Below are 22,371 nucleotides of genomic sequence, written 5' to 3'. Positions count from 1 at the left end.
TGAAACGGTTTTGAGTGCGGGAGGCCACGATGGCCGCTGTTCTTGATTCTGTCCGCGCATTCTTTGCGCCCTCCATTTTCACCATCGACGCCGAAAATCCGTCGGATGTCGTCGCGCGTGAAAACCTGCTCGATCGCGTCATGGGCACTGACCGCCGCAAGAAGTCGTCGGAGAAAATCCGCCGCAACCGTATTCCGGCCGAAGGACTTGCGCTGGTCGCGCGTGACCGCGACGGCCATCTGATCGGCACGGTGCGGCTCTGGAACGTCGAGGCCGGCGTCAACGCCGAAGGCACGCCGATCAACGCGCTGCTGCTCGGTCCGCTGGCCGTCGATTGCCGTCACGGCGGCAAGGGCGTCGGCTCGGCCCTAATGCGCGCGGCGATCCTCGAGGCGAAGAACCGCGGGCATGGCGCCGTCCTGCTCGTCGGCGATGCCGCCTATTACGAGCGCTTCGGCTTCTTCGCTGAAAAGGCTCGCCATCTTGTCATGCCGGGTCCGTTCGAACGCTCGCGCTTTCTCGCGCTTGAGCTCACCGAAGGCTGGCTTGATGGCGCGGCTGGCATGATCGTCCCCTCGGGACGCATGCTGGCCAGCGCGCCGGTTCGCCGCGCAGCTTGAGATGCGCGCCGCCGGCAAGTGGGGAATCTCTTTCCCAGGCCGGCGACGTCCGCGCCGCTTGATCATGCAGGCAGGCGGGTCTGCCATGGTTGCGGCGCGGATTGTCTTTCCGTGGCAGGGCGGTGAGGCGTGCGAATAATCGGCTCACCAGCAGACACGATCGCGTGAAAAGTGCCATGGGCACACGAAGATGCTGCGGCGATACCCTATCATGCGTCGCATGATCCGGATTTTTTCCCTTCTGCTTTTCTTCTGCCTGCCGTTTGGCGCAACAGGCCTGGCGTCCGCCCAGAGCACGGCGTCCGCCGCCGGGCTTGGTCCGCGTCTCGACCAAGCGGCGAGCGATCCGGCGCTGCGACCGCTCAAGACGGTGGTCGTCGCTCGCAACGGACGCGTTCTCACCGAACGCGGCTTCCACGGTCATTCGCCGTCGGAAACGACCAATATCAAATCCGCTTCGAAATCGATCATTTCGGCGCTTGTCGGTATCGCGATCGGCAAAGGACTGCTGGATGGGCCGGACCAGAAGATCGCGCCGATCCTGAAGGCCGATCTTCCCTCATCGCCTGATCCGCGCCTCAACGACATCAGCATCGGCAATCTTCTCTCCATGCAGGCGGGACTCGATCGCATGTCCGGACCGAATTATGGCCGCTGGGTCTCGTCGCGCAACTGGGTGCGCTTTGCCCTTTCGCAGCCTTTTGTCGATCAGCCCGGCGGAGAGATGCTCTATTCCACCGCATCCACGCATCTGCTTTCGGCCATTCTAACCAAGGTCAGCGGCAGGTCGACCCTGGCGCTGGCGCGCGATTGGCTCGGCCCAATCGAGGGTTTCCGCATCGGCGCATGGGAGCGCGACCCGCAGGGCATCTATCTCGGCGGCAATCAGATGGCGATGAGCGCACGCTCCCTGCTTGCTTTCGGCGAGCTTTATCGCAATGGCGGGCGCACAGCGGAGGGAGTGCAGGTGGTGCCCGCCGACTGGATCGTGCAATCCTGGCAGCGCCGCACCAATTCACGCTTCTCCGGCGACGAATATGGCTATGGCTGGTTCACACGTGAGATCGGCGGCGAGCAGGTGCATTTCGGCTGGGGTTATGGCGGCCAGATGCTTTACATCGTGCCGTCGCTCGATCTGACCGTCGTGATGACCTCGGAAGAGAGCGGTCCTTCGGCCCGAAACGGCTACCGCGATTTGCTGCACGGTCTGCTGGCCGACATTATCGGCACGGTGCGGGCGGCTTGACCACAGCGGCGCAGGGAAAACCGCCTTTCGTTCAATTCTTAACGAAGGCTCCAATCAAACCGCAAAATGCTTGCTGTAGGTTCCGCGACCAGAACCTCGGAAAAGCACCATGCTACTGGATCTCAGGACGATCTATTTCATTGTTGCCGTAAGCTGCTTCGTGCTGGGCATTCTCCAGCTTGCAGCCTATGCGACGGGGCGCTTCGAGAGGTGGCCGCTTTGGTGGGGCTTGAGCAACCTCTTCGTCGGTGTCGGTTCCTTCCTCGTCGCGCTGCGCAATCTCGTTCCCTATGCGGTTTCGGTCGACGGCGGTAACGTCGTCACGATCATCGGCTATATGCTGATGTTTTTTGCCGTGCGCGTCTTTTCAGGACGGGTTCTCGACCAGCGCACTTTCTGGCTTGCCATCGTTCTCGTCAGCGTGCCTGTCGTGCTTATCGTCAGCGATCCCGCAGCGGTCTCGGCAAGGCTCCTCTACGCCTCCGTCATCTGCTGCCTTTGCGATCTTGCGGTCGCAAGGGAGGCGATCAGCATCGTCCGCCGCGAGAAGCTCTATTCAGCCGGTCTGCTCGTCGGCCTCTATGTCTGCACCGCCATGATCTTTGCGGTGCGCAGCATGCTCGCGGCAACCGGTGAGATCGGCGGGCCGGATCCATTCGGCGGCAGCGTGGTCCATAGCTGGATGGCGGTATCGGCGGTGGCTTTCATCATGCTGCGCAGCATGGCCATGGTGCTGATGGCGGCCGAGTGCAGCCGCAATCAGCTGACCGAACTCGCCCATCACGATTTGCTGACCGGCGCGCTCAATCGGGGCGGCCTTGCCCAGCATTTACCCGCTCTCGCTTCCCAGCCGATATCACTGCTGATCATCGATATCGATCATTTCAAGCAGCTGAACGACAGGCACGGCCACGCCGCTGGTGATGACATCCTGCGGCTTTTTGCCAGCCTTTCCAAGGGCATCATGCGCTCAAGCGATCTGCTCGCCCGCCAAGGCGGGGACGAGTTCCTGGCGGTGCTGAAAAACATCTCACAGGAAGATGCGATGGCGATTGCCGAGCGCATCCGTCTCGACTTCGCCGCCGCCGCCATGCAGCGGCCGGATCTCGCCGTCTTTCCGACGCTCAGCATCGGCGTCGCCACGCGGGAAGGCGGCGGAGATTTCGAACGGCTCGTGCACAAGGCCGATGAGGCGCTCTATCGCTCGAAGCGCGAAGGCCGAAATCGCGTTGAAGCCTTTTGGGAAAACCAGCAAGCGGCATAGCGCGTGCGCTCGACCCTGTAGGGATTACCTAAATATTCTGATCCATCGTCTCGGCCGGGATTTCGTCGGTACGGTGGATACGAACGACGGCGGCCGGCACGCCGGCGACCGTGCAATGTTCGGGGACCGGCTTCAGCACGACACTGCCGGCGGCGATTTTGCTGAAGGCGCCGATTTCGATATTGCCGAGGATCTTGGCGCCCGCGCCGATCATGACGCCGTGGCGGATCTTCGGATGACGGTCGCCCGTCTCCTTCCCGGTGCCGCCGAGCGTGACGTTCTGCAGGATCGATACTTCGTCTTCGATCACCGCCGTTTCGCCGATGACGATGCCCGAGCCATGGTCGAGCATGATGGCGGCGCCGATCTGGGCTGCCGGATGGATATCCGGGCCGAAGACCAGCGAGGCCAGATTGGCGAGCCATGTGGCGATTTCCGGGCGGCCGCCGTTCCAGAGCGCATGGGCGATGCGATGGGTCTGCAGCGCATGGAAGCCCTTGAGGTTCAGAAGCGCGTGCAGAAACGTCGTGCAGGCCGGATCACGCTCGCGCACGGCGGCGAGATCTGCCTCGACTTTCCGCATGATGTCGTCATCAAGCGTGGACAGGATGAGGTCGAACAAATCGCCCGTTTCAACTTGCGGCACCGAAAGCCGCGCGGTCAGCACACGGGCGAGGATCTCATTGCTGCCGGCAGCGTCCGTCACCTGCTCGGCAAGCAGTCGCTGCAATATCGGCTCGCGCACGGCAAGCTCGCCCGCCTCGGCGCGGATCACGGCCCAGATGGATACGCCGCCCGAGGATTGCGGCTGTTGCTCGGCCAAGCCGAGGCCGGTCGATTTCGGCATTGACGTTTCCTCTGTCAGCCACGGCGCAGGCAATGCCTGCGTGGATTTTCATGTTTCGCCCGGCCAAGGCATTTGGCAAGCCCGATCTTCTAATCGGACGGTTTCAGGCTGAGCGTCGGTTTGGGAAGACGGCGCCAATGATAGAGCACGTCAGGCTCTTTTTCCTCGTTGTCGGCGCCGTCGGTCTCTTCCTCGGCGGTAAAGCCATGCCGCTCGTAGAAAGCGCGTGCGCCCGTATTGCGCTGGAATGTCCAGAGCCGGATCTCATTCATCTCCTCCCTGGCGCAGCCGAGGAGGAGGGAGCCGATGCCCATGGCCTGGAAGTCGGGGAGAACGTAAAACTGCTCTATCCAGTTATCGCCATAGGCGATGACGCCGACGAGTTTGTTTGCCATGGCGGCGCCGAGGATCGTGCAGTTCGGCAGGAGATGCATGCGCCAATACTGCTCTTCTTCCTCAGGCGTGTGCAGAACGGGCAGCCAGGGCAGGCGCTGCCAGAGCGCCACGCGCCTGATCTCAACCGCAGCCCGCATGTGGTCGGCGCCGAGCGTCACGAGTTCGGGTTCCGTCAAGGCGCCATCCATTGCCGGCAAGGCGGCCTCAGGCCGAAATGTCGACGACGCCGCAATCGCCGGCTTCCGAGGCGAAAGCAAGCAGCTTGCCGTCCCTGCTCCAGCTCATCGCCGTGATCGCGCCCTTGCCCGGGCGGCGCAGCAGCGCTTCCTTGTTGTCGGCAACGCGCACAGCCAGGATCATGCCGTCAACGAAGCCGATGGCGAGGATATCTTCCAGCGGATGGAATTTCACCGAGGTCGCCATGATGTTGGCGCGGGTGCCGAGTTCCAGCGGCGCCTTGCCCATCGGCCCGTCCTTGCCCTGGAAAGGCCAGACGATGGCCGCCGGCGCGCCCGAGGAGGCGAGCCATTTGCCCTTGACCGACCAAGAGAGGGATTTCACCTTGGCGGGATAGCCGGTCATGCGCATGTGGCGGGCTTCGGCGCCGGGCTTGCTATCGAGCTTCCAGCCGTGCAGCGCGTTTTCCTGCATCGAGGTGACGAGGAAATTACCATCCGGCGAGAAGGTGACGCCGGTATGCGCGCCCTTCCATTCGAGATCGACCGGTTTAGCGCTCATACCGACCCAATGCAGCGACACGCCGTTGTAACGGGCAGCGGCGATGCGTAGACCCTTCGGCGCGAAGGCGAGGCCTTCGACGGTGCGCTCCTCGGGAAATTCCTTGGTCGTGCCGTCGGCAAGGCGCACGAGCGAACTTTTGCCGTAAGAATAAGCGATGGCGCCTTGCGGGCCGGCCGCGACCTGCGAAATCCATTTGCGCGGTGCGGTCGCGAGTTCGCTGACGCTGCCGTCGGCGGCGGTGCGCAGGACCTTGCCGTCCTCGCCGCCGGAGATCAGGCTGTCGGTATAAGGATCGCGGATCGCGGTGAGCATGCCCAGATGGGCTTCTGAAACCCTCTCGCCGCCGTCCAGCCGGTGAAACGTGCCGTTTGCGTTTGCGAAGAAGGGAACATCACCTAAAAATTCGACGGCCAGAATGTGGCCGTCGAGATCAAGCGGCGCAACTGTCGGCATCAGGCGGCTGCCTCGCAGGCCTTGAACGAAGCCTCGAGTTTTTCGCGGTCGAGATCGCGGCCGATGAAGACGAGACGGCTTTCATGCTTCTCGCCATCCTTCCACGGCCGCTGGTGATCACCCTCGATGATCATGTGCACGCCCTGGACGACGTAACGCTGGGGATCGTCTTTGAAGGCGATGATGCCCTTGAGGCGAAGAATGTTCGGGCCCTGCACCTGGGTGACTTTCTGAATCCACGGGAAGAAGCGCTCGGGATTCATCTCGCCGCCGCGCAGCGACACCGACTGCACCGTCACATCATGGATCGCGGACATCGCGCCATGATGATGGTCGTGCCCATGATGATCGTGATCATGGCCATGATGGTGGTGGTCGTGATCATGGTGATCATGATCGCAATCCGGGCCGCAGACGTGGTCGTCATGGCCGTGTTCCAGAAAATGCGGATCGTTTTCGAGCGCGCGCTCCAGGTTGAAGGCGCCCTGATCGAGCACGCGGGCGAGATCGACGCCGGAGCGGCTGGTCTTGTAGACGCGGGCAGCCGGGTTGATGGCGCGGACGATGTCTTCGATCACATCCAGTTCGTCCGGGGTCACGAGGTCGCTCTTGTTGATGACGACGACGTCGGCGAAGGCGATCTGGTCTTCGGCCTCGCGGCTGTCCTTCAGGCGCAGCGGCAAGTGCTTGGCGTCGACGAGGGCGATGACGGCGTCGAGCTCGGTCTTGGCGCGAACGTCATCGTCCATGAAGAAGGTCTGGGCGACCGGTACCGGATCGGCAAGGCCGGTCGTCTCGACGATGATGCCGTCGAAACGGCCGGGGCGGCGCATCAGGCCTTCGACGACGCGGATCAGGTCGCCGCGCACCGTGCAACAGACGCAGCCGTTATTCATCTCGTAGATTTCTTCATCCGACTCGACGATCAGGTCGTTGTCGATGCCGATTTCGCCGAACTCGTTGACGATAACCGCATATTTTTTGCCGTGGTTTTCGGAGAGGATGCGGTTGAGCAAGGTCGTCTTTCCGGCACCGAGATAACCGGTGAGCACGGTGACGGGAATAGGCTTCTGGGTGGAGATCGCGTCGGTCATGAGAACCTCTAAATTAGGCGTACGGCCGAACGGCGTAGGATCGGCCGCTTGAGCGGTTGGTCTCATATAATGGCATGGGCACGGCAGTTCAAAGGATTTTATATGTTATAAGATCACATCGCCGCGCGATGCGGATGATCGCTTTTCAACGGAGCTCACCGAGGTCGAATACATCGACATCCTCCAGAAGTTCCACCAGCCCCTTCACCGCATGGGCAATCAGCGCCTCGCCCTTTTCGGCCGTCGCAACCGCGGCATTGCCTGCGACGCCCGATTTATTGAGATCCGACATCTTCCAGCCGAAGGCATGCGGGCCGTAGGCGCGCAGGTGCTTGAAGCGGGTGGCGAATTCCGTCTGCCGCGAGGGAAAATCCTCAGCCTTTGCCATGTCTACCTTGTCGGGGTGAAGCGCCAGCATGACGGAGGTCTCGATATCGCCGCCATGGATACCGATCGCCTTTTCCTCCGGTGCAATCACGCCATCCGGCAAGCCGAAACGGGTCCAGCTCGTCGCCACAGCCAGCATGGCAAAGCGGACCCGCGCCTCGGTCGCGACGACTGATATCAGAGGCGAATTGCCGCCATGGGCGTTCAGCATCACGAATTTGCGAATGTCTCTCTTCGCCAGCCTTTCGGCAATGCCGAGCCACCGGTTAACCGCTTCGTCGAAGGCGAGCGTCTTCGTTCCTTCAACATCCATGTGCTCTATGGAATAGCCGACCGATTCGGCGGGCAGGAAGGTGACCGGCAGGCCGGCGGGCAGGGCCGCCTTCAATCGTCCGGCGATGCCTTCGGCAATCAGCGTGTCGGTTTCGAAGGGCAGGTGAGGGCCGTGCTGCTCATGGGCGCCGAGCGGCAGCACGGCGATCGGGCGGCGTGCGCCGGGGGCGCGAACCGAGCCGCTGTCGTCGAAGCGGGGCGAAGGCGTCATCATCCGGTCGTTGCCTCTTGTTTATGACGAGATCATGGGCAATGTCATATCGCAGCGGCGTCGGGGCTTAAAGATCAAAGGGATGGCTATGGGAAAGAAGCATAAGGACGGCAAGAAGAGCAAGTCCAAGAAGAAGGACCAGACGGAGTACACGCTTGTCGATCTTTCTCCGGCGCTCACCCAGGCGGCCCGTTCCATGCGCACGGTGCTCTCGCGCAACCTGTTCGAAAGCGGTCTCTATGCCGGCCAGGACGGCGTCATTCTCTCGCTTGCCGAGAGCGATGGCATGACGGCGGGCGGTCTTGCGCAAAAGCTCGGCGTCAAGGCGCCGACGATGACACGGACGATTGGCCGCATGGAGGCGCAGGGCTTTCTCGAGCGCAAGCCCGATGCCGAGGATGCGCGCCTCACCAAGGTCTATCTCACTGCGCTCGGCCGTGAGAGCGTGCGGGCGATCGAGATGGCGGCCTCGGCCTGCGACAGGCTGGCGACGCAGGAATTTTCAGAAAAGGAAATCCGCAATCTGGTTCGCCTGCTGAAGGCGATCGACGCCAATCTGCAGGCCGAAGCGCATGCCATCGAAGAGCCGGATGAAGACTGAAATTTCTCCTGAAAGACGAATTGCGTCCGCCGGTTAAATCTTTTAATTAAACAGTTTAAGGGCCGCGCCGGTTTCCGGCGTGGTCTTGCTGTCTTGCGTGCTGCCTGGAGGAGGACACGTGGCCCAGAAGATCAAGCTTTCGACAATTGCCGAGACGCTCGGCATTTCAACGGCGACCGTGTCGCTCGCCTTGCGCGACAGTCCGCTGGTTGCCGGCAATACGCGGGAGAAGATCAAGGAGCAGGCGCGCGCGCTCGGCTACATCTACAATCGCCGTGCCGCCAGCCTGCGTACCTCGCGCTCCGGCATCATCGGCGTCGTTGTCCACGACATCATGAATCCGTTCTACGGTGAGATCCTGAAGGCGATTGAAAGCGAGCTCGATCGCAGCCGCCACACCTTCATCCTTTCCAATCACTACGACAATGTCGAGAAACAGCGCACCTTCATCGAGACGCTCCTGCAGCTCGGCGGCGACGGCGTCATCATGTCGCCGGCGATCGGCACGCCGCCGGAGGACGTGCAACTGGCGGAAGAAAACGGTATGCCGGCGATCCTCGTTGCCCGCTCGATGGAGGGGCAGGACCTGCCGACCTATCGCGGCGACGACAGCTACGGCATCTCGCTTGCCACCAACCACCTGATCGGCCTCGGCCACCGCTCGATCGCCATGATCGGCGGTACGGACCAGACATCCACCGGCCGCGACCGCTACCAGGGCTATGTCAACGCCCTGCGCAAGGCGGGCATCGAAGTCGATCCGAATCTGCGCATTCCGGGGCCCCGCTCGAAGCAGGGCGGTTTCGAGGCGGCGGTGCATTTCCTCTCGCTGCCGCAGAAGCCGACGGCGGCCGTTTGCTGGAACGATCTCGTCGCGATCGGCCTGATGAACGGCATTGCCCGCGCCGGCCTGGTGCCGGGCCGGGATATCTCCGTCACCGGTTATGACGATCTCGAGGAGGCCTCGATTGCCACGCCGGCGCTGACAACCGTCTGGAACGGCCAGACCGAAGTCGGCCGTCTGGCCGCGCGCGCGCTTCTCGACCGTCTTGCCGGCAGCCACGAACCGGACGGCATGCATTTGATCAAGCCGGAAATGCGCATCCGCCAGTCGACCAGTCCCCATCGGCCCCGCGCCTGAACCAGACTCTGTCCAAGAGGAAAGCCATGTCCCGCATCGCCATTCTCGTTCCCGGGAAGATACACGAACGTGTTCTCGAAAGGCTGAATGATCGTTTTGAAATCATCGCTGTCGCCCGCGAGGAAAAGCTGGCGCTCGACAGCGACACCGCCGGCCGCATCCGCGGCGTCGCCGTCTCCGGCGCTTTTCCCGGCGCCTGGATGGACCAGTTGCCTGGTGTCGAGGTGATCGCCAGTTTCGGCGTCGGTTATGACGGCATGGATGTGAAGCGTGCGGCCGAAAAGGGCATCGTCGTCACCAATACGCCAGACGTTTTGAACGACGAGGTTGCCGATACGGCGATCGGCCTGCTCCTGAACACGGTCCGCGAATTGCCGCGGGCCGAAGCCTGGCTGCGTGCCGGCAACTGGAAGCCGGGCACGGCTTATCCGCTGTCACGGTTCTCCCTCAAGGGCCGTCATGTCGGGCTCTACGGCCTTGGCCGCATCGGGCTCGAGATCGCCAGGCGGCTGGAGCCGTTCAAGGTGAAGATCAGTTATCACACACGTTCGCGCCATGCGGACGCGCCCTACGATTATCACCCGACGTTGAAGGGATTGGCGGAGGCAGTGGACACGCTGATCGCCATTGTTCCGAAGACGCCGCAGACGCATAAGACGATCGATGCCGATATCCTGGCCGCTCTCGGTCCGAACGGAATTCTCGTCAATGTGGGCCGCGGCTGGACGGTTGATGAAGAAGCGCTGAGTGCCGCCCTCGCGTCAGGCGCGCTCGGTGCTGCCGGCCTCGACGTCTTTTACGAAGAGCCGAGCGTGCCGTCCGGACTGTTGGAGCCGGCCAACGCCGTGCTGCTGCCGCACGTTGCCTCGGCCTCCGTGCCCACGCGCATGGCGATGGCCGACCTGGTCGCCGACAATCTTATCGCCTGGTTCGAGAGGGGGGCGGCGCTGACGCCGGTGCCGGAAACGCCGCAAAAGTTCGACCGAGACTGAGTTCAGCTGCCTCCGAGACCGTCGTGCGTCCCTGAGGACGCACAAAAGACGCTTGTTCTTTCCGGAAATCGGCACCGATGTTCGATGCGCTAGGCGATCGCCTGCGCGGCGACAGCCGCCAGTTTGCCGGCGGCGTAGCCGCGGACGGCGTCGCCGAAGGCGGCAAACAGCCGGTTCGACGCCTTGTCGGTTTCGGCCCAATATTCCGGATGCCATTGTACGCCGACGGCGAAGGCCCCGGCATCGATGACGGAAACGGCCTCCACCGTGCCGTCTTCGGCGGTCGCTTCCACCTGCAGGCGCGGCGCGGTTCTGGCGATCGCCTGGCGATGCAGCGAATTCACGCGGATATCGCCCGGGCCGAGAATGCCTGATATGCAGGAGCCTTCCTTGACATGGACGGTCTGGCGGATGGCGTACATGCCGTCGCGGTCGACGCCCTCCGGCCGGCGATGGTCCCAGACTCCGGGCTGCTCGTGGATCTCGCTTGCCAGCGAACCGCCGAGAGCGACGTTCAGTTCCTGAATGCCGCGACAGATGGCGAGCAGCGGGATGGCGCGGTCGATGGCGCGGCGAATGAGCGGCAGGCTGGTGGCATCGCGGGCCGGGTCGAAGGGGCCGTCCCGGTCGGTCGCCTCGGCGCCGTAAAGCGAGGGATGCACATTGCTGGCTGAGCCCGATACGAGCAGACCATCGACGCGGTCGAGCACCGCGTCGGGATCGTAGCCTGCCTCGAAGGCAGGGATCATGAAGGCCATGACGCCGGCCGCATTCAATGCGGCACTGAGATATTGATGCTGGACGGCATGCCAGGTCGCGCCGTCGAAGCTGCGGATATCGGCAGGAATGGCAACGATCGGTTTCGTCATGTTTGCACCGGTAAAATCTTCTGCTCGTCGTTTTTGCCGCCAGAACCACCGTGAAGTCAACGTCTGGTTTTGTCCGATGACCCATTGCGCCGCAAACGACGCCGCGGCTCCGGGGCTCGCGCTAAGCTGCTGATTTTGATGGGCGCCTCGCGCACTCCCTATTGCTATCCTGATGCCAAAGGCTAATAGACTAAAGCTTGAATCGCGGCCCCCTCCATGCTTAGCTCTGCCCTCGCTGCGGGTAGGGATGAAGATTGGCCGCGCAGTGCCATCTATACGGGAGGTTTTTTGATGGATCGTCGTTCGTTTTTCAAGAAGGCGGGAACCGCCAGTGCCGGCGCGGTTGCCGCAACGGCGCTGGCAGCGCCTGCGATCGCGCAAGAGAATCCAAAGATCGCGTGGCGCATGACGTCGTCGTTTCCGAAGAGCTTGGATACGATCTATGGCGGTGCCGAAGACATCGCCAAGCATGTTGCCGCCGCGACCGACGGCAATTTCACCATCCAGCCTTTCGCGGCCGGTGAAGTCGTGCCGGGCCTGCAGGCTGTCGATGCGGTGGCCGCCGGGACCGTCGAGGCAGCCCACACCACCTCCTATTATTTCGTCGGCAAGGATCCGGCCTATGCCTTCGGAACAGCCATCCCGTTTGGATTGAACAGCCGCCTGACCAACGCCTGGTTCTACGAAGGCAACGGCAATACGCTGATGAACGAGTTCTACGCCACGCAGGGCATGTATGCCCTGCCGGCCGGCAATACCGGCGCACAGATGGGCGGCTGGTTCCGCAAGGAAATCAATACGCTTGACGATCTGAAGGGCGTGAAGATGCGCATTGCCGGCCTTGCCGGACGCATCATGGAGAAGGTCGGCGTCGTCCCGCAGCAGATCGCCGGCGGCGACATCTACCCGGCGCTTGAAAAGGGCACGATCGATGCGGCTGAGTTCGTCGGTCCCTATGACGACCTGAAGCTCGGCTTCCACAAAGTGGCGAAATACTACTATTACCCGGGCTGGTGGGAAGGCGGCCCGACGGTGCACGCCTTCTTCAATCTGGATAAATGGAGCAACCTGCCGAAGCATTATCAGGCAGCGCTCACCGACGCCTGCGCCTTCGCCAACACCAACATGCTGGCGAAATACGATATGAAGAACCCGACGGCGCTAAAACAGCTCGTTGCGGAGGGTGCGACGTTGCGCCCGTTCAGCCAGGAGATCATGGAAGCCTGCTTCCAGGCGGCAATGGGCATCTACGGCGAAATCTCGGCCAACAACCAGTATTTCAAGAAGATCTACGAGGATCAGACCGCCTTCAAGCGCGACGCCTATCTGTGGATGCAGCTTTCGGAATACACCTTCGATACGTTCATGATGATTCAGCAGCGGGCCGGAAAGCTCTAGGCTTTCCGCGACCGGCATCGACGCTTTAGGCGAATGCAAGCAAAAACCCCGGATCGTTGATCCGGGGTTTTTTTGTTTGGCTATTTGCCAGGCGCCGGTGTTGCTCCGGGAAGGCCGTTCAGCGGCGGCAGGGTGAGGCCCGGTATCTGCGGCGAGCCGTTGCCGCCGCCCACCGGCGGCAGGCCGAGCTGGCCGCCGAAGCCGGGCACTTCGATCTTGATCGAGTTCGGATCGACCTTCGGGCCATGGTCCAGCCAGTAGGTGACCGATTGCGGCCAGAAGATCACGATCGCAACCAGGATGATCTGCATGCCGACCCAGGGCAGGGCGCCCATATAGATATCCGAGGTCTTGACGTCCTTGCTGGCGATCGAGCGGAGGTAGAACAGCGCAAAGCCGAAGGGCGGATGCATGAAGCTGGTCTGCATGTTGACGCAGATCAGGACGCCGAACCAGATCAGGTCGATCCCAAGGCTGGAGGCAACGGGGGCGAGCATCGGAATGACGATGAAAGCGATCTCGAAAAAATCGAGGAAGAAGGCAAGCACGAAGATGAAGATGTTGACGAAGATCAGGAAACCGACCGGGCCGCCGGGAATGCCCGACAGCATGTGCTCGATCCAGCGCGAACCATCCATGCCCTGGAAGACGAGGCTGAAACAGGTGGAGCCGATCAGGATCATCACCACCATTGACGTAATATGGGTGGTCGATGTCATTGCTTCGCGGATCAGCGGCCAGGTGAGACGGCGGTTCATGGCTGCCAGCGCCATGGCGCCGACGACGCCGAGCGCGCCGGCTTCCGTTGGCGTGGCAAGGCCCATAAAAATCGTACCGAGCACGAGGAAGATCAGCACGATCGAGGGCACCATGCCCATCAGCACTTTCGCCAAAAGCGCCCAGTTGAAATCGCCGCGCACCTCTTTCGGCAGCGGCGGCATCGATTTCGGCTGGATGATCGACATCACCAGGATGAAGAGCACGAAAATCGTCACCTGCAGGATCGAGGGGCCGATGGCGCCGAGATACATGTCGCCGACCGATCTGCCCAGCTGGTCGGCGAGAACGACGAGCACGAGCGAGGGTGGGATCACCTGGGTTATGGTGCCGGAAGCGGCGATGACGCCGGTGGCAAGGCGCGGGCTGTAGCCGTAGCGCAGCATGATCGGCAGCGAGATCACCCCCATGGTGATGACGGAGGCGGCTACCGTGCCGGTGATGGCGCCGAGCACGGCGCCGACGAGGATGACGGCATAGGCGAGGCCGCCGGGAATGCCGCCGAAGAGCTTGCCGGTGCCTTCGAGCAGATCCTCGGCGAGGCCGCAGCGTTCTAATATCGCTCCCATGAAGGTGAAGAAGGGAATGGCGAGCAAGAGGTCGTTGGAGACGATGCCGAAAAAGCGCAGCGGCAGCGCTTGCAGAAAGGCTTCGCTGAAATGGCCGGTAACGATGCCGATGATGCCGAAGAACATACCGACGGCGGCAAGCGAAAATGCGACCGGAAAGCCGTAGAGCATGAAAATGACCATGCCCAGGAACATGGCCGGCGGAATGATGCCGAAATCAAACAAAACCGTTCCCCCCAGGCGCGCTACTGCAGCGGCTTTTCGTATTTGGTGTCGATGCTGATTTGGCCGGTCAGCGCTGCGATCCGTTTGATCAGCTCGGAAACGCCCTGAAGGGAAAGCAGTGCGAAGCCGGCGACGAGGATCAGCTTGACGGGCCAGCGGATCAGCCCACCGGCATTGCCCGATATTTCCCCCTGCCGGAAGGATAGCGCGAAGAAGGGCCAGCAGAGCCAGGTCAGAAAGACGCAGACGGGGATGAGGAACAGGATGAGGCCGACGATGTCGATCCAGATCTTCGCCTTCTCGGACACTGCGCCATAAATCAGGTCGACACGAACGTGCTCATTGTTGCGCAGCGCATGCGAGGCGCCGAGCATGACGACGAAGGCGAAGAGGTACCACTGGATCTCAAGCCAACCGTTCGAACTGTAGTTGAAGGTGTAGCGGACGATGGCATTACCGGCGCTGATGAGACAGCAGAACAGGATCATATATTCGGAAAGTTCGCCCATGATCCGACTGACCGAATCAATCAGCCGGCTTGCCGCCAGAAGTCTCGACATTCGTTTCCCTTATTTTTGTCCTGCCGTTTTTCGGCAGCTTTCCCTCTTTGGAATCGGTGTAGACCACGGCTTTTGAAATTGGAAGGATAAATGCCTCGCGTTGGAGCATAGTCTAAGTCGCAACAGGCAGCCTCTATGGTCTGCCAATGTTTTAACAACCCAAGCGTGGATAAATTATTTTCTGAATCTCGCCAGTAGGATGCATTATCTCGCGTAAGCTGTGGTGTTCATCCGCTGGTTTTAGAAAATTTGACCAAATGTTTGATTCGATTGAAATCAATTTTTAAAGGGTTGGGCTTAGAATCCCCGCGCACAGGGAAAGTGTGGATGAAGCCAGATAACCCGAACAGGGTCCCTATTGATGTGTATTTGTCGTTTGTGAGCTCCCTTTCCGGGAACCGCATGACGCTTCTCGTCGGCGTGATCGTCCATGTCGCGACATGCCTTGCGGTGGCTGCCAAGACGCAGTACTCCATCTACATCCTGCTGTCGGTCGCCTTCCTTCTGGTCTTCAGCGCTCGCATGGCCATCTTCCGGCAGTTCGATCGTGTCGACAAGCAAAGCCTGTCGCGCGCCGGAATTGAGCGTTGGGAGCGGGTTCTCGTTGCCGCTGGATCCTGCACCACCGCTCTTCTCGGCTTCGCCAGCGGCTACGCCATCTTCGTCGTGCATGATTCCTTTGCGGAGCTTGCCTGCATTTCCGTCACCATGGCGACCATGGTTTCCGTTGTCGGGCGCAACTACGGCTCTCGCTTCGCAGTCGACCTCCAGACGTTCTTCTGCTGCCTGCCGATGATCGTCTGCAGCCTGCTGGCGCTGGATTTCTATCGCGGCGTCCTGTCGATCTTTCTCATCCCCTTCTGGCTGACGACGCGGGCGATGGCGAACGGCGTGCGCGAATTCCTGTATGAGAATGTTATCGCGCGCCGGGAAATCACCATCATCGCCGACCGTTTCGACACGGCGCTCAACAACATGCCGCATGGCCTTGTCATGGTCGATGCCGAAAACCGCATCCAGGTTGTCAACCGCAAGGCCTGCGAACTGCTGAAAATCGGTGCGCCGGAGCGGCTGAAGGATCGCGATCTTGGCGCCGTGCTGCGCTATGGCGCGCGCTACAGCTTCATGGACGCCTCACAGCCGGAGCTCATCCTGCGCCAGCTCACCCAGGTGGCCGAAGGCAACCTGTCGCGCACGCTCGTTCATTTTCCCGAGAGCCTGTCGCTCGAATTCTCCGCCAGCCGCAGGGCCGACGGTGGCGCGGTGCTGATCTTCGAAGACGTATCCAGCCGTGTGAAGGCCGAGCAGAAGATCATGCACATGGTCCGCTTCGATGCGCTGACCGGCCTGCCGAACCGCGAATATTTCGGCCAGCTGGTGCAGGAGTATCTCGCCAAACATTCGAGGAAATCGGGGCCACTCGGCTTTATGGTGCTCGATATCGATGAGTTCAAACATGTCAACGACATGCGCGGTCACGTCACCGGCGACCATCTGCTTTGCGCCATCGCCGCGCGCATCAAACAGGTCTGTGGCAACGCCATCCTCGGCCGGCTGATGGGCGACCAGTTCATCCTGTTCTTCCCGCATGCGAAGGAGCCGGCCTCACTCGACCTCGAGATCCGCCGCGTGCACGCTGCGATCCAAGGCCATTATGAGGTCGATGAGCTGACCTTCCTCATTTCGCTCAGTGCTGGTTACGCCATTCTCGAAAGTTCCGCTTTCGCGATGGACGAATGGAGCGTCAAGGCGGATCTTGCGCTGTTCGAGAGCAAGTCGCGCTTCAGGGGCGGCATATCAGGCTTCGAGCGTGAGATGGACGGGCGCTATATCGAGCAGCAGAAGCTGAAAGCAGACCTTCGCGAGGCGGTCTCTGCCCAGGCGCTGCATCTCGTCTTCCAGCCAATGTTCCGAGCCGACGGCTCGCGCATCGAATGCGCCGAGGCGTTGGCGCGTTGGGTGCATCCGGAGAAGGGCTCGATTCCGCCTGATGTCTTCATTCGGCTCGCCGAGGATATGGGCATCATCTCCGACATCACCCGTTTCGTGCTGTTCAAGGCCTGCAGCGAATGCATGACCTGGCCGGAGCACATCGCCGTCTCAGTCAACCTCTCGGCGCGAGATTTGCGCGATGCCGACATTCTGTCGGTGGTCGCCGACGCGCTTGCCCATTCCGGGCTCGACGCGGCGCGGCTGCATCTCGAAGTCACCGAAAGCTGCCTCATCGACGAGCCGCAGGCTGTGCGCGCCATCCTGGCGGAACTCAGAGCCCGCGGCATCACCATCGCGATCGACGATTTCGGCACCGGCTTCTCCAGCCTCAGCTACCTCGACACGCTGCCGCTCGATATCGTCAAGATCGACCGTTCCTTCGTGCGTAATATCGTCGAGGATACCCGTCGCCTCAAGCTCTTGCGCGGCACGGTCAATCTTGCGCGCGAGCTCGGCCTCAAGATCGTCATCGAGGGGGTCGAGACCGAGGAGCAGCTCGCTCTGCTCAACAAGCACCGCAGCACCGATCTGGTGCAGGGCTATGTTTTCTCGCAGCCGGTGCCTTCCCAGAACATCCCGCTCCTGCAACAGGGCGTCGGCCGCCGCGCCGTCCAACGTCGCCGCAACAAGGTCGCCTGAGCACTCGGCAGCCGCCGATTTTCCTCGTGACGCCCCCGCCGTTAACCTTAATAGTTTATAAACGGTCCGAATTACCGGATTTCCTTGCCTAAATTTCGCTGCTGTATGATTAATGATCCGTTAACGAGTGGATCAAAATATGTCAGACACACTGTTCACGCGTAGTGATTTCAGTACGAAAATTTTGGAAATTCTGGATCATGTCGAATATCGCCGTGTCGAAAGCAGCGAAGACATGGAGGAGGTGGAGCGGCTGCGCTACAAGGCCTACAAGGCCCACGGCGCGCTGTCGCTTGCCCCGGAAGGCCTATTGGACGATGTCGATTTCGACAGCCATGCCTATATCTTCGGTCTCTACTATTATGGCGAACTGGTCAGTACGATCCGAATTCATTATGTGACGCCGGAGCATCGTATCAGCCGGTCCGGAGAGGCCTTTCCCGAGGCGATGGATGAGCTTTTGGACGCCGGGCTGACCTTGATCGACCCGGCGCGTTTCGCGGCCGATCCGGAGCTCACCGCCAACATGCCATGGGTTCCCTATCTGACGCTGAGACCCGCCATCGTCGCGGCAGCGTATTTTCGGGCTGACCGCGTCATTCAGTCCGTCCGGCCCCCGCATGCCGCCTTCTACAAGCGGGTCTTCTATGCCGATACCATCGTGCCCGGCCGACTGGCGGAGAGTTACGGGGTTGATGTGACGCTGATGGCGACGAATGTGGTGGAGGTCGGGCGCAAGCTGTTGACGCGCTATCCCTTCTTCATCTCCAGCGCCAGCGAACAGCGCATGATGTTTTCGCGCACTCCCCACGATACGCTGCCGCCGCTTACCATCATCCCGACGGCGCGCTTCGTGCCGCAAGGTGAACTCGGCACCGACCTGCCGCTGTAATTTCTCCTGCTCTGCGAATGAGGAGAGGTTATGCAGCGGTGACAAAATCCGCAGCCGGCGCCCTCACGTTTTTCCTTGCGGAAGAAGGTGGTTTGGAACCGCGGCTGCGGCATTCTCATGCATTGCGCTTTCGCCTGTCATTGTGTAATTCCTGCAGGCAGGGACTTCCCTCGGCCTAAGAGGGAATCAGGCAGCGCAAAAGCATTTCAGGGAGACGATATTTATGGCCGAACATCATACCGGACCGGTCGAGACCGGCGCGCCGATGGATTACAAGGAACATGAGCAGACCTACAACATGTTCATTGCCGGCACGAAATACGGCACGATGCTTCTCGTTGTTCTCCTGCTCGCGATGACCGCCGGTTTCTTCGGCGGCGCCGGCCTTCTCGGTGGCCTCTTCGTCTTCATCGTTCTTCTCGCCGCCGGCATCTTCCTGTTCCGCTGATCGGCTGGCGCATCGGCCCTGAAAATCGCAATCGATTTTCGGCAAACACGATGTGTCTATTCAGGGAGTTGGAGCGTCTTTGTGCGTCCGGGGGGACGCAGGCGCTCTAAGGGGAGGCTTCTCCGAAGCCTTCTGAATTAGATGCTTGGCCTGCGCAGGCGAGCCTGCGGCGGTCTGGCTGACCCGGAGGAGGGGGCAGTTGGGCAATATTGTTTTCGTTGCAAAGGAAGTCACGGACGGGGAGGCGCGTGTCGCGGCCTCCGCCGAGACCGTGAAGAAGATGAAGGGCTTCGGCTTCGACGTCATCGTCGAGGCGGGCGCCGGTGCGGCTTCGCGCATTCCGGACGCTGAGTTCGAGGCCGTAGGCGCCAGGATCGGCAGTTTTGCCGATGCAGCCTCCGCCGACGTGGTGCTCAAGGTGCGCCGCCCGAGCCCATCGGAAATCGCGGGCTATAAGAGCGGCGCTGTTGTCATCGCGATCATGGACCCCTACGGCAATGACGAGGCGATTGCCGCACTCGCGAGTGCCGGGCTTTCGGCTTTCGCCATGGAGCTGATGCCGCGCATCACCCGCGCCCAGTCGATGGACGTGCTCTCCTCTCAGGCCAATCTCGCTGGCTACCAGGCCGTCATCGAGGCGGCCGCGGTCTATGACCGCGCCATGCCGATGATGATGACGGCGGCAGGCACCGTGCCGGCTGCCAAGGTCTTCGTTATGGGTGCCGGCGTCGCCGGTCTGCAGGCGATCGCCACGGCGCGGCGCCTCGGTGCTGCGGTCTCGGCCACCGACGTTCGCCCGGCCGCCAAGGAGCAGGTTGCCTCGCTCGGCGCCAAGTTCATCGCCGTCGAGGACGAGGAGTTCAAGGCGGCGGAAACGGCCGGCGGTTATGCCAAGGAAATGTCGGCCGATTATCAGGCGAAGCAGGCGGCGCTCGTCGCCGAACACATAGCCAAGCAGGATATCGTCATCACCACCGCTCTTATTCCCGGCCGGCCGGCGCCGCGGCTCGTTTCGCGCGCCATGCTTTCCTCGATGAAGCCGGGTGCGGTCGCCGTCGACCTCGCGGTCGAGCGCGGCGGCAATATCGAGGGCGTCGTTACCGGCGAGATCGCGGATGTCGAAGGCGTCAGCGTGATCGGCTTCGCCAATATGCCTGGCCGGGTCGCGGCCAGCGCCTCGGCGCTTTACGCCAAGAACCTCGTCACCTTCCTCGAGACGATGGTCAACAAGGAAACGAAGGCTGTCGTCGTCAACCTCGATGACGAGCTCGTCAAGGCAACGATGCTGACCTATGCCGGCGACGTGGTGCATCCCGCCTTCGGCGGCGCGAAGAAGGGAGACATGTGATGGCCAGTGAAGCAATGGACAGAGCGCTGCAGCAGTTGAACGACGCCGTGACGGCCGTCGCCACCGCAGCCGCGCATGCCCCCGAAGCGGCAAGTGCGGCAACGGGCGGGGCGATCGATCCCTTCGTCTTCCAGCTGGCGATCTTCGTCTTGTCGATTTTCGTCGGCTATTACGTCGTCTGGTCAGTGACACCGGCGCTGCATACGCCGCTGATGGCGGTGACCAACGCGATCTCCTCGGTCATCGTCGTCGGCGCGCTTCTGGCGGTCGGCATCTCCACGAGCGGGCTTGCGACCGGCTTCGGCTTCGTTGCCCTGGTGCTGGTCTCGGTCAACATCTTCGGCGGCTTCCTGGTCACTCAGCGCATGCTTTCGATGTACCGCAAGAAGGACCGGTGAGGGATCGATGACCAATATCGCAGCTTTCCTCTACCTCGTTTCCGGCGTGCTCTTCATCCTGGCGCTGCGCGGCCTGTCGCATCCGGCCACCAGCCGCAAGGGCAATCTCTACGGCATGATCGGCATGGGGATCGCCATCCTGACGACGCTGGTGTTGGCGACCCCGAACTTCGGCGGCTTCGTGCTGATCATCCTCGGCCTTGCCATCGGCGGCAGCGTCGGCGCCTATGTCGCTCGCACCATCGCCATGACCTCGATGCCGCAGCTCGTCGCCGGTTTCCACTCACTGGTCGGCCTCGCCGCCGTGCTGGTGGCCGCCTCCGCGCTCTATACGCCCGCCTCCTTCGGCATCGGCGAGATCGGCCATATCCACACCGAGGCGCGCATCGAAATGGCGCTGGGCGTCGCGATCGGGGCGCTCACCTTCACCGGCTCGATCATCGCCTTCCTGAAGCTCGACGGGCGCATGTCCGGCAAGCCGATCCTGCTGCCCTACCGGCATTTGATCAATGCAACCCTGCTGGCGCTGATCGTGCTCTTCATCATCGGCCTTGCCGCTAGCGAAAGCCATTTCGACTTCTGGGCCGTCGTGGCGCTGTCGCTGGCGCTCGGTGTCCTGCTGATCGTGCCGATCGGCGGCGCCGACATGCCCGTCGTTGTCTCCATGCTGAACTCCTATTCCGGCTGGGCTGCGGCCGGCATCGGCTTCACCCTCGGCAATCTGGCGCTGATCATCACCGGCGCGCTCGTCGGCTCCTCCGGCGCCATCCTCTCCTACATCATGTGCAAGGGCATGAACCGGTCCTTCGTCTCGGTCATTCTCGGCGGTTTCGGCGGCGAGACTGCATCCGGCGGGCCGGACACATCAGACAAGACGGTCAAGCTCGGCTCCGCCGAGGATGCGGCCTATTTGATGGCGAATGCCTCGAAGGTCATCATCGTGCCGGGTTATGGCATGGCGGTCGCCCAGGCCCAGCATGCGCTGCGTGAACTTGCCGACAATCTGAAGAAGAACGGCGTCGAGGTGAAATATGCGATCCACCCGGTCGCAGGCCGCATGCCCGGCCATATGAATGTGCTGCTGGCCGAAGCCAATGTTCCCTATGACGAGGTCTTCGAGCTCGAAGACATCAATTCGGAGTTCGCCCAGGCCGATGTCGCCTATGTCATCGGCGCCAATGACGTCACCAATCCGGCGGCGCGCGACGACAAGACCTCGCCGATCTACGGCATGCCGATCCTCGATGTCGACCGGGCGAAGACCTGCCTGTTCGTCAAGCGCTCGCTTGGTTCGGGTTATGCCGGCATCGACAACACGCTGTTCTACAAGGACGGCACGATGATGCTGCTCGGGGACGCCAAGAAAATGACCGAAGACATTAATAAGGCGATCGCGCATTGAGCCGATGAGCCGCCCTTTTTGGGCGGCTTTTCTCATATCTCGCCCGGCGCCAGCGTCATCTTCTCGACGCCGATCGCCAGGTTCAGCCCTTCCTGCGCCTGGACATTCAGCGGCTGCAGCATGAAAGCCTTATTGGTGCCGCCGGCGATCACTTTGGCGCCGGCGCCCGCACCGATGCTCGCATCGGCGCCGACACCGTAATATTCGCCGGCAAGGGCGAATTGCGGCATATCGGTGCCGGTCTTTGCCAGGACCTGCCAGATCATCACGCTCTTGCCCGTCTGGCCGATGTCGAGGCCGAACTTCTCGATTTTTCCGGCATAGACGGCCTTGCCGCCGCCGGATGCCGGCGTATAGGTGCAGATGAGGTTCTTCTGCGAGGTGACGATCAGGCCCTGACCGCCATCCGATCCGCAGACCAGACGGCCAAGCGTCACATAACTTTCCGCACTCGCCGGGCTTGCCAAGGCAGCGGCAACCAGTGCCGCGGCGGCGATCATCGTTTGCTTGAACATGGTCCTTCTCCTT

Annotated in this window: 22 protein-coding genes; 13 read left to right on the top strand and 9 right to left on the bottom strand. The window is 61.6% G+C overall.

Translation table 11 applies throughout. The annotated features are described in order from the left end of the window. The first annotated feature begins 29 nt into the window (after positions 1–29). From Tal182_RS19750 to Tal182_RS19740, 3 genes are all read left to right on the top strand, one after another. Positions 30–620: an N-acetyltransferase gene (locus tag Tal182_RS19750; RefSeq protein ID WP_064811366.1), complete on the top strand. Its 591-nt coding sequence runs from the start codon at positions 30–32 to the stop codon at positions 618–620. A 220-nt stretch (positions 621–840) separates the two neighbouring features. After that, positions 841–1,866, top strand: coding sequence for a serine hydrolase (locus Tal182_RS19745; protein WP_064806345.1), 1,026 nt, complete (start codon positions 841–843; stop codon positions 1,864–1,866). A gap of 109 nt (positions 1,867–1,975) precedes the next feature. Further along, entirely contained in the window at positions 1,976–3,130 is a 1,155-nt protein-coding gene (locus Tal182_RS19740) for a GGDEF domain-containing protein (protein ID WP_085860484.1), read from the top strand. Positions 3,131–3,158: 28 nt separating this feature from the next. On the opposite strand, the gene cysE is transcribed toward Tal182_RS19740, so the two are convergent. The 5 genes from cysE to Tal182_RS19715 form a co-directional block, all read right to left on the bottom strand. Continuing rightward, positions 3,159–3,977, bottom strand: coding sequence for a serine O-acetyltransferase (gene cysE, locus Tal182_RS19735; RefSeq protein WP_085860483.1), 819 nt, complete (start codon positions 3,975–3,977; stop codon positions 3,159–3,161). Between the two features lie 89 nt (positions 3,978–4,066). Then, positions 4,067–4,561, bottom strand: a complete 495-nt coding sequence (locus Tal182_RS19730; protein ID WP_085860482.1) for a GNAT family N-acetyltransferase — start codon at positions 4,559–4,561, stop codon at positions 4,067–4,069. Positions 4,562–4,577: 16 nt separating this feature from the next. Next, positions 4,578–5,567 carry a WD40 repeat domain-containing protein gene (locus Tal182_RS19725; RefSeq protein WP_085860481.1) on the bottom strand — a complete coding sequence of 330 codons (990 nt, stop codon included), beginning with the start codon at positions 5,565–5,567 and terminating at the stop codon, positions 4,578–4,580. Continuing rightward, positions 5,567–6,661: a GTP-binding protein gene (locus Tal182_RS19720; protein ID WP_064811361.1), complete on the bottom strand. Its 1,095-nt coding sequence runs from the start codon at positions 6,659–6,661 to the stop codon at positions 5,567–5,569. Before Tal182_RS19720 ends, Tal182_RS19725 begins: the two co-directional genes overlap by 1 nt. A 145-nt stretch (positions 6,662–6,806) precedes the next feature. Further along, positions 6,807–7,595: a creatininase family protein gene (locus Tal182_RS19715; protein WP_085860480.1), complete on the bottom strand. Its 789-nt coding sequence runs from the start codon at positions 7,593–7,595 to the stop codon at positions 6,807–6,809. An 85-nt stretch (positions 7,596–7,680) separates the two neighbouring features. Here Tal182_RS19715 and Tal182_RS19710 point away from each other — a divergent pair, with 85 nt between their 5' ends. From Tal182_RS19710 to Tal182_RS19700, 3 genes are all read left to right on the top strand, one after another. After that, positions 7,681–8,193 carry a MarR family transcriptional regulator gene (locus Tal182_RS19710; protein WP_064811359.1) on the top strand — a complete coding sequence of 171 codons (513 nt, stop codon included), beginning with the start codon at positions 7,681–7,683 and terminating at the stop codon, positions 8,191–8,193. A gap of 118 nt (positions 8,194–8,311) precedes the next feature. Then, positions 8,312–9,334, top strand: a complete 1,023-nt coding sequence (locus Tal182_RS19705; RefSeq protein ID WP_064805004.1) for a LacI family DNA-binding transcriptional regulator — start codon at positions 8,312–8,314, stop codon at positions 9,332–9,334. A gap of 26 nt (positions 9,335–9,360) precedes the next feature. After that, positions 9,361–10,326 (top strand): 2-hydroxyacid dehydrogenase, encoded by a 966-nt coding sequence (locus Tal182_RS19700; protein WP_085860479.1) that lies wholly within the window; start codon positions 9,361–9,363, stop codon positions 10,324–10,326. An 89-nt stretch (positions 10,327–10,415) separates the two neighbouring features. On the opposite strand, the gene Tal182_RS19695 is transcribed toward Tal182_RS19700, so the two are convergent. Beyond that, positions 10,416–11,195, bottom strand: a complete 780-nt coding sequence (locus Tal182_RS19695; protein ID WP_064805000.1) for a gamma-glutamyl-gamma-aminobutyrate hydrolase family protein — start codon at positions 11,193–11,195, stop codon at positions 10,416–10,418. Between the two features lie 291 nt (positions 11,196–11,486). On the opposite strand from Tal182_RS19695, the gene Tal182_RS19690 reads away from it, so the two are divergent. After that, the gene (locus Tal182_RS19690) at positions 11,487–12,593 is read left to right on the top strand and encodes a TRAP transporter substrate-binding protein (RefSeq protein ID WP_064804998.1); all 1,107 of its coding nucleotides are present in this window, start codon (positions 11,487–11,489) and stop codon (positions 12,591–12,593) included. A gap of 80 nt (positions 12,594–12,673) precedes the next feature. On the opposite strand, the gene Tal182_RS19685 is transcribed toward Tal182_RS19690, so the two are convergent. After that, a complete protein-coding gene (locus Tal182_RS19685) occupies positions 12,674–14,164 on the bottom strand; it encodes a TRAP transporter large permease subunit (protein WP_064811357.1) in 1,491 nt (496 codons plus the stop codon). A 20-nt stretch (positions 14,165–14,184) separates the two neighbouring features. After that, positions 14,185–14,724, bottom strand: a complete 540-nt coding sequence (locus tag Tal182_RS19680) for a TRAP transporter small permease subunit (RefSeq protein ID WP_085860478.1) — start codon at positions 14,722–14,724, stop codon at positions 14,185–14,187. 327 nt (positions 14,725–15,051) lie between these two features. Here Tal182_RS19680 and Tal182_RS19675 point away from each other — a divergent pair, with 327 nt between their 5' ends. From Tal182_RS19675 to Tal182_RS19650, 6 genes are all read left to right on the top strand, one after another. Continuing rightward, the gene (locus Tal182_RS19675; RefSeq protein ID WP_064811355.1) at positions 15,052–17,355 is read left to right on the top strand and encodes an EAL domain-containing protein; all 2,304 of its coding nucleotides are present in this window, start codon (positions 15,052–15,054) and stop codon (positions 17,353–17,355) included. Positions 17,356–17,494: 139 nt separating this feature from the next. Next, complete coding sequence (locus Tal182_RS19670) at positions 17,495–18,247, top strand: hypothetical protein (protein ID WP_064811354.1); 753 nt, start codon at positions 17,495–17,497, stop codon at positions 18,245–18,247. A 223-nt stretch (positions 18,248–18,470) separates the two neighbouring features. Next, positions 18,471–18,695: an aa3-type cytochrome c oxidase subunit IV gene (locus Tal182_RS19665; RefSeq protein WP_011426827.1), complete on the top strand. Its 225-nt coding sequence runs from the start codon at positions 18,471–18,473 to the stop codon at positions 18,693–18,695. Positions 18,696–18,894: 199 nt separating this feature from the next. Further along, on the top strand, positions 18,895–20,043 hold the full coding sequence (locus tag Tal182_RS19660) for a Re/Si-specific NAD(P)(+) transhydrogenase subunit alpha (RefSeq protein WP_085860477.1): 1,149 nt from the start codon (positions 18,895–18,897) through the stop codon (positions 20,041–20,043). Then, complete coding sequence (locus Tal182_RS19655) at positions 20,043–20,441, top strand: proton-translocating transhydrogenase family protein (RefSeq protein ID WP_003582338.1); 399 nt, start codon at positions 20,043–20,045, stop codon at positions 20,439–20,441. The genes Tal182_RS19660 and Tal182_RS19655 overlap by 1 nt, the downstream gene beginning before the upstream one ends. A 7-nt stretch (positions 20,442–20,448) precedes the next feature. Then, positions 20,449–21,843 carry an NAD(P)(+) transhydrogenase (Re/Si-specific) subunit beta gene (locus Tal182_RS19650; protein WP_085860476.1) on the top strand — a complete coding sequence of 465 codons (1,395 nt, stop codon included), beginning with the start codon at positions 20,449–20,451 and terminating at the stop codon, positions 21,841–21,843. A 32-nt stretch (positions 21,844–21,875) separates the two neighbouring features. On the opposite strand, the gene Tal182_RS19645 is transcribed toward Tal182_RS19650, so the two are convergent. Further along, positions 21,876–22,358 carry a DUF992 domain-containing protein gene (locus tag Tal182_RS19645; protein WP_085860475.1) on the bottom strand — a complete coding sequence of 161 codons (483 nt, stop codon included), beginning with the start codon at positions 22,356–22,358 and terminating at the stop codon, positions 21,876–21,878. Positions 22,359–22,371: the final 13 nt, after the last annotated feature.

It is taken from the genome of Rhizobium sp. TAL182 (assembly GCF_002117725.1).
Classification (GTDB): Bacteria; Pseudomonadota; Alphaproteobacteria; order Rhizobiales; family Rhizobiaceae; genus Rhizobium; species Rhizobium esperanzae.
The sequence above is the reverse complement of the archived record's forward strand: the minus strand, read 5'-3'. Positions and strand labels throughout refer to the sequence as shown.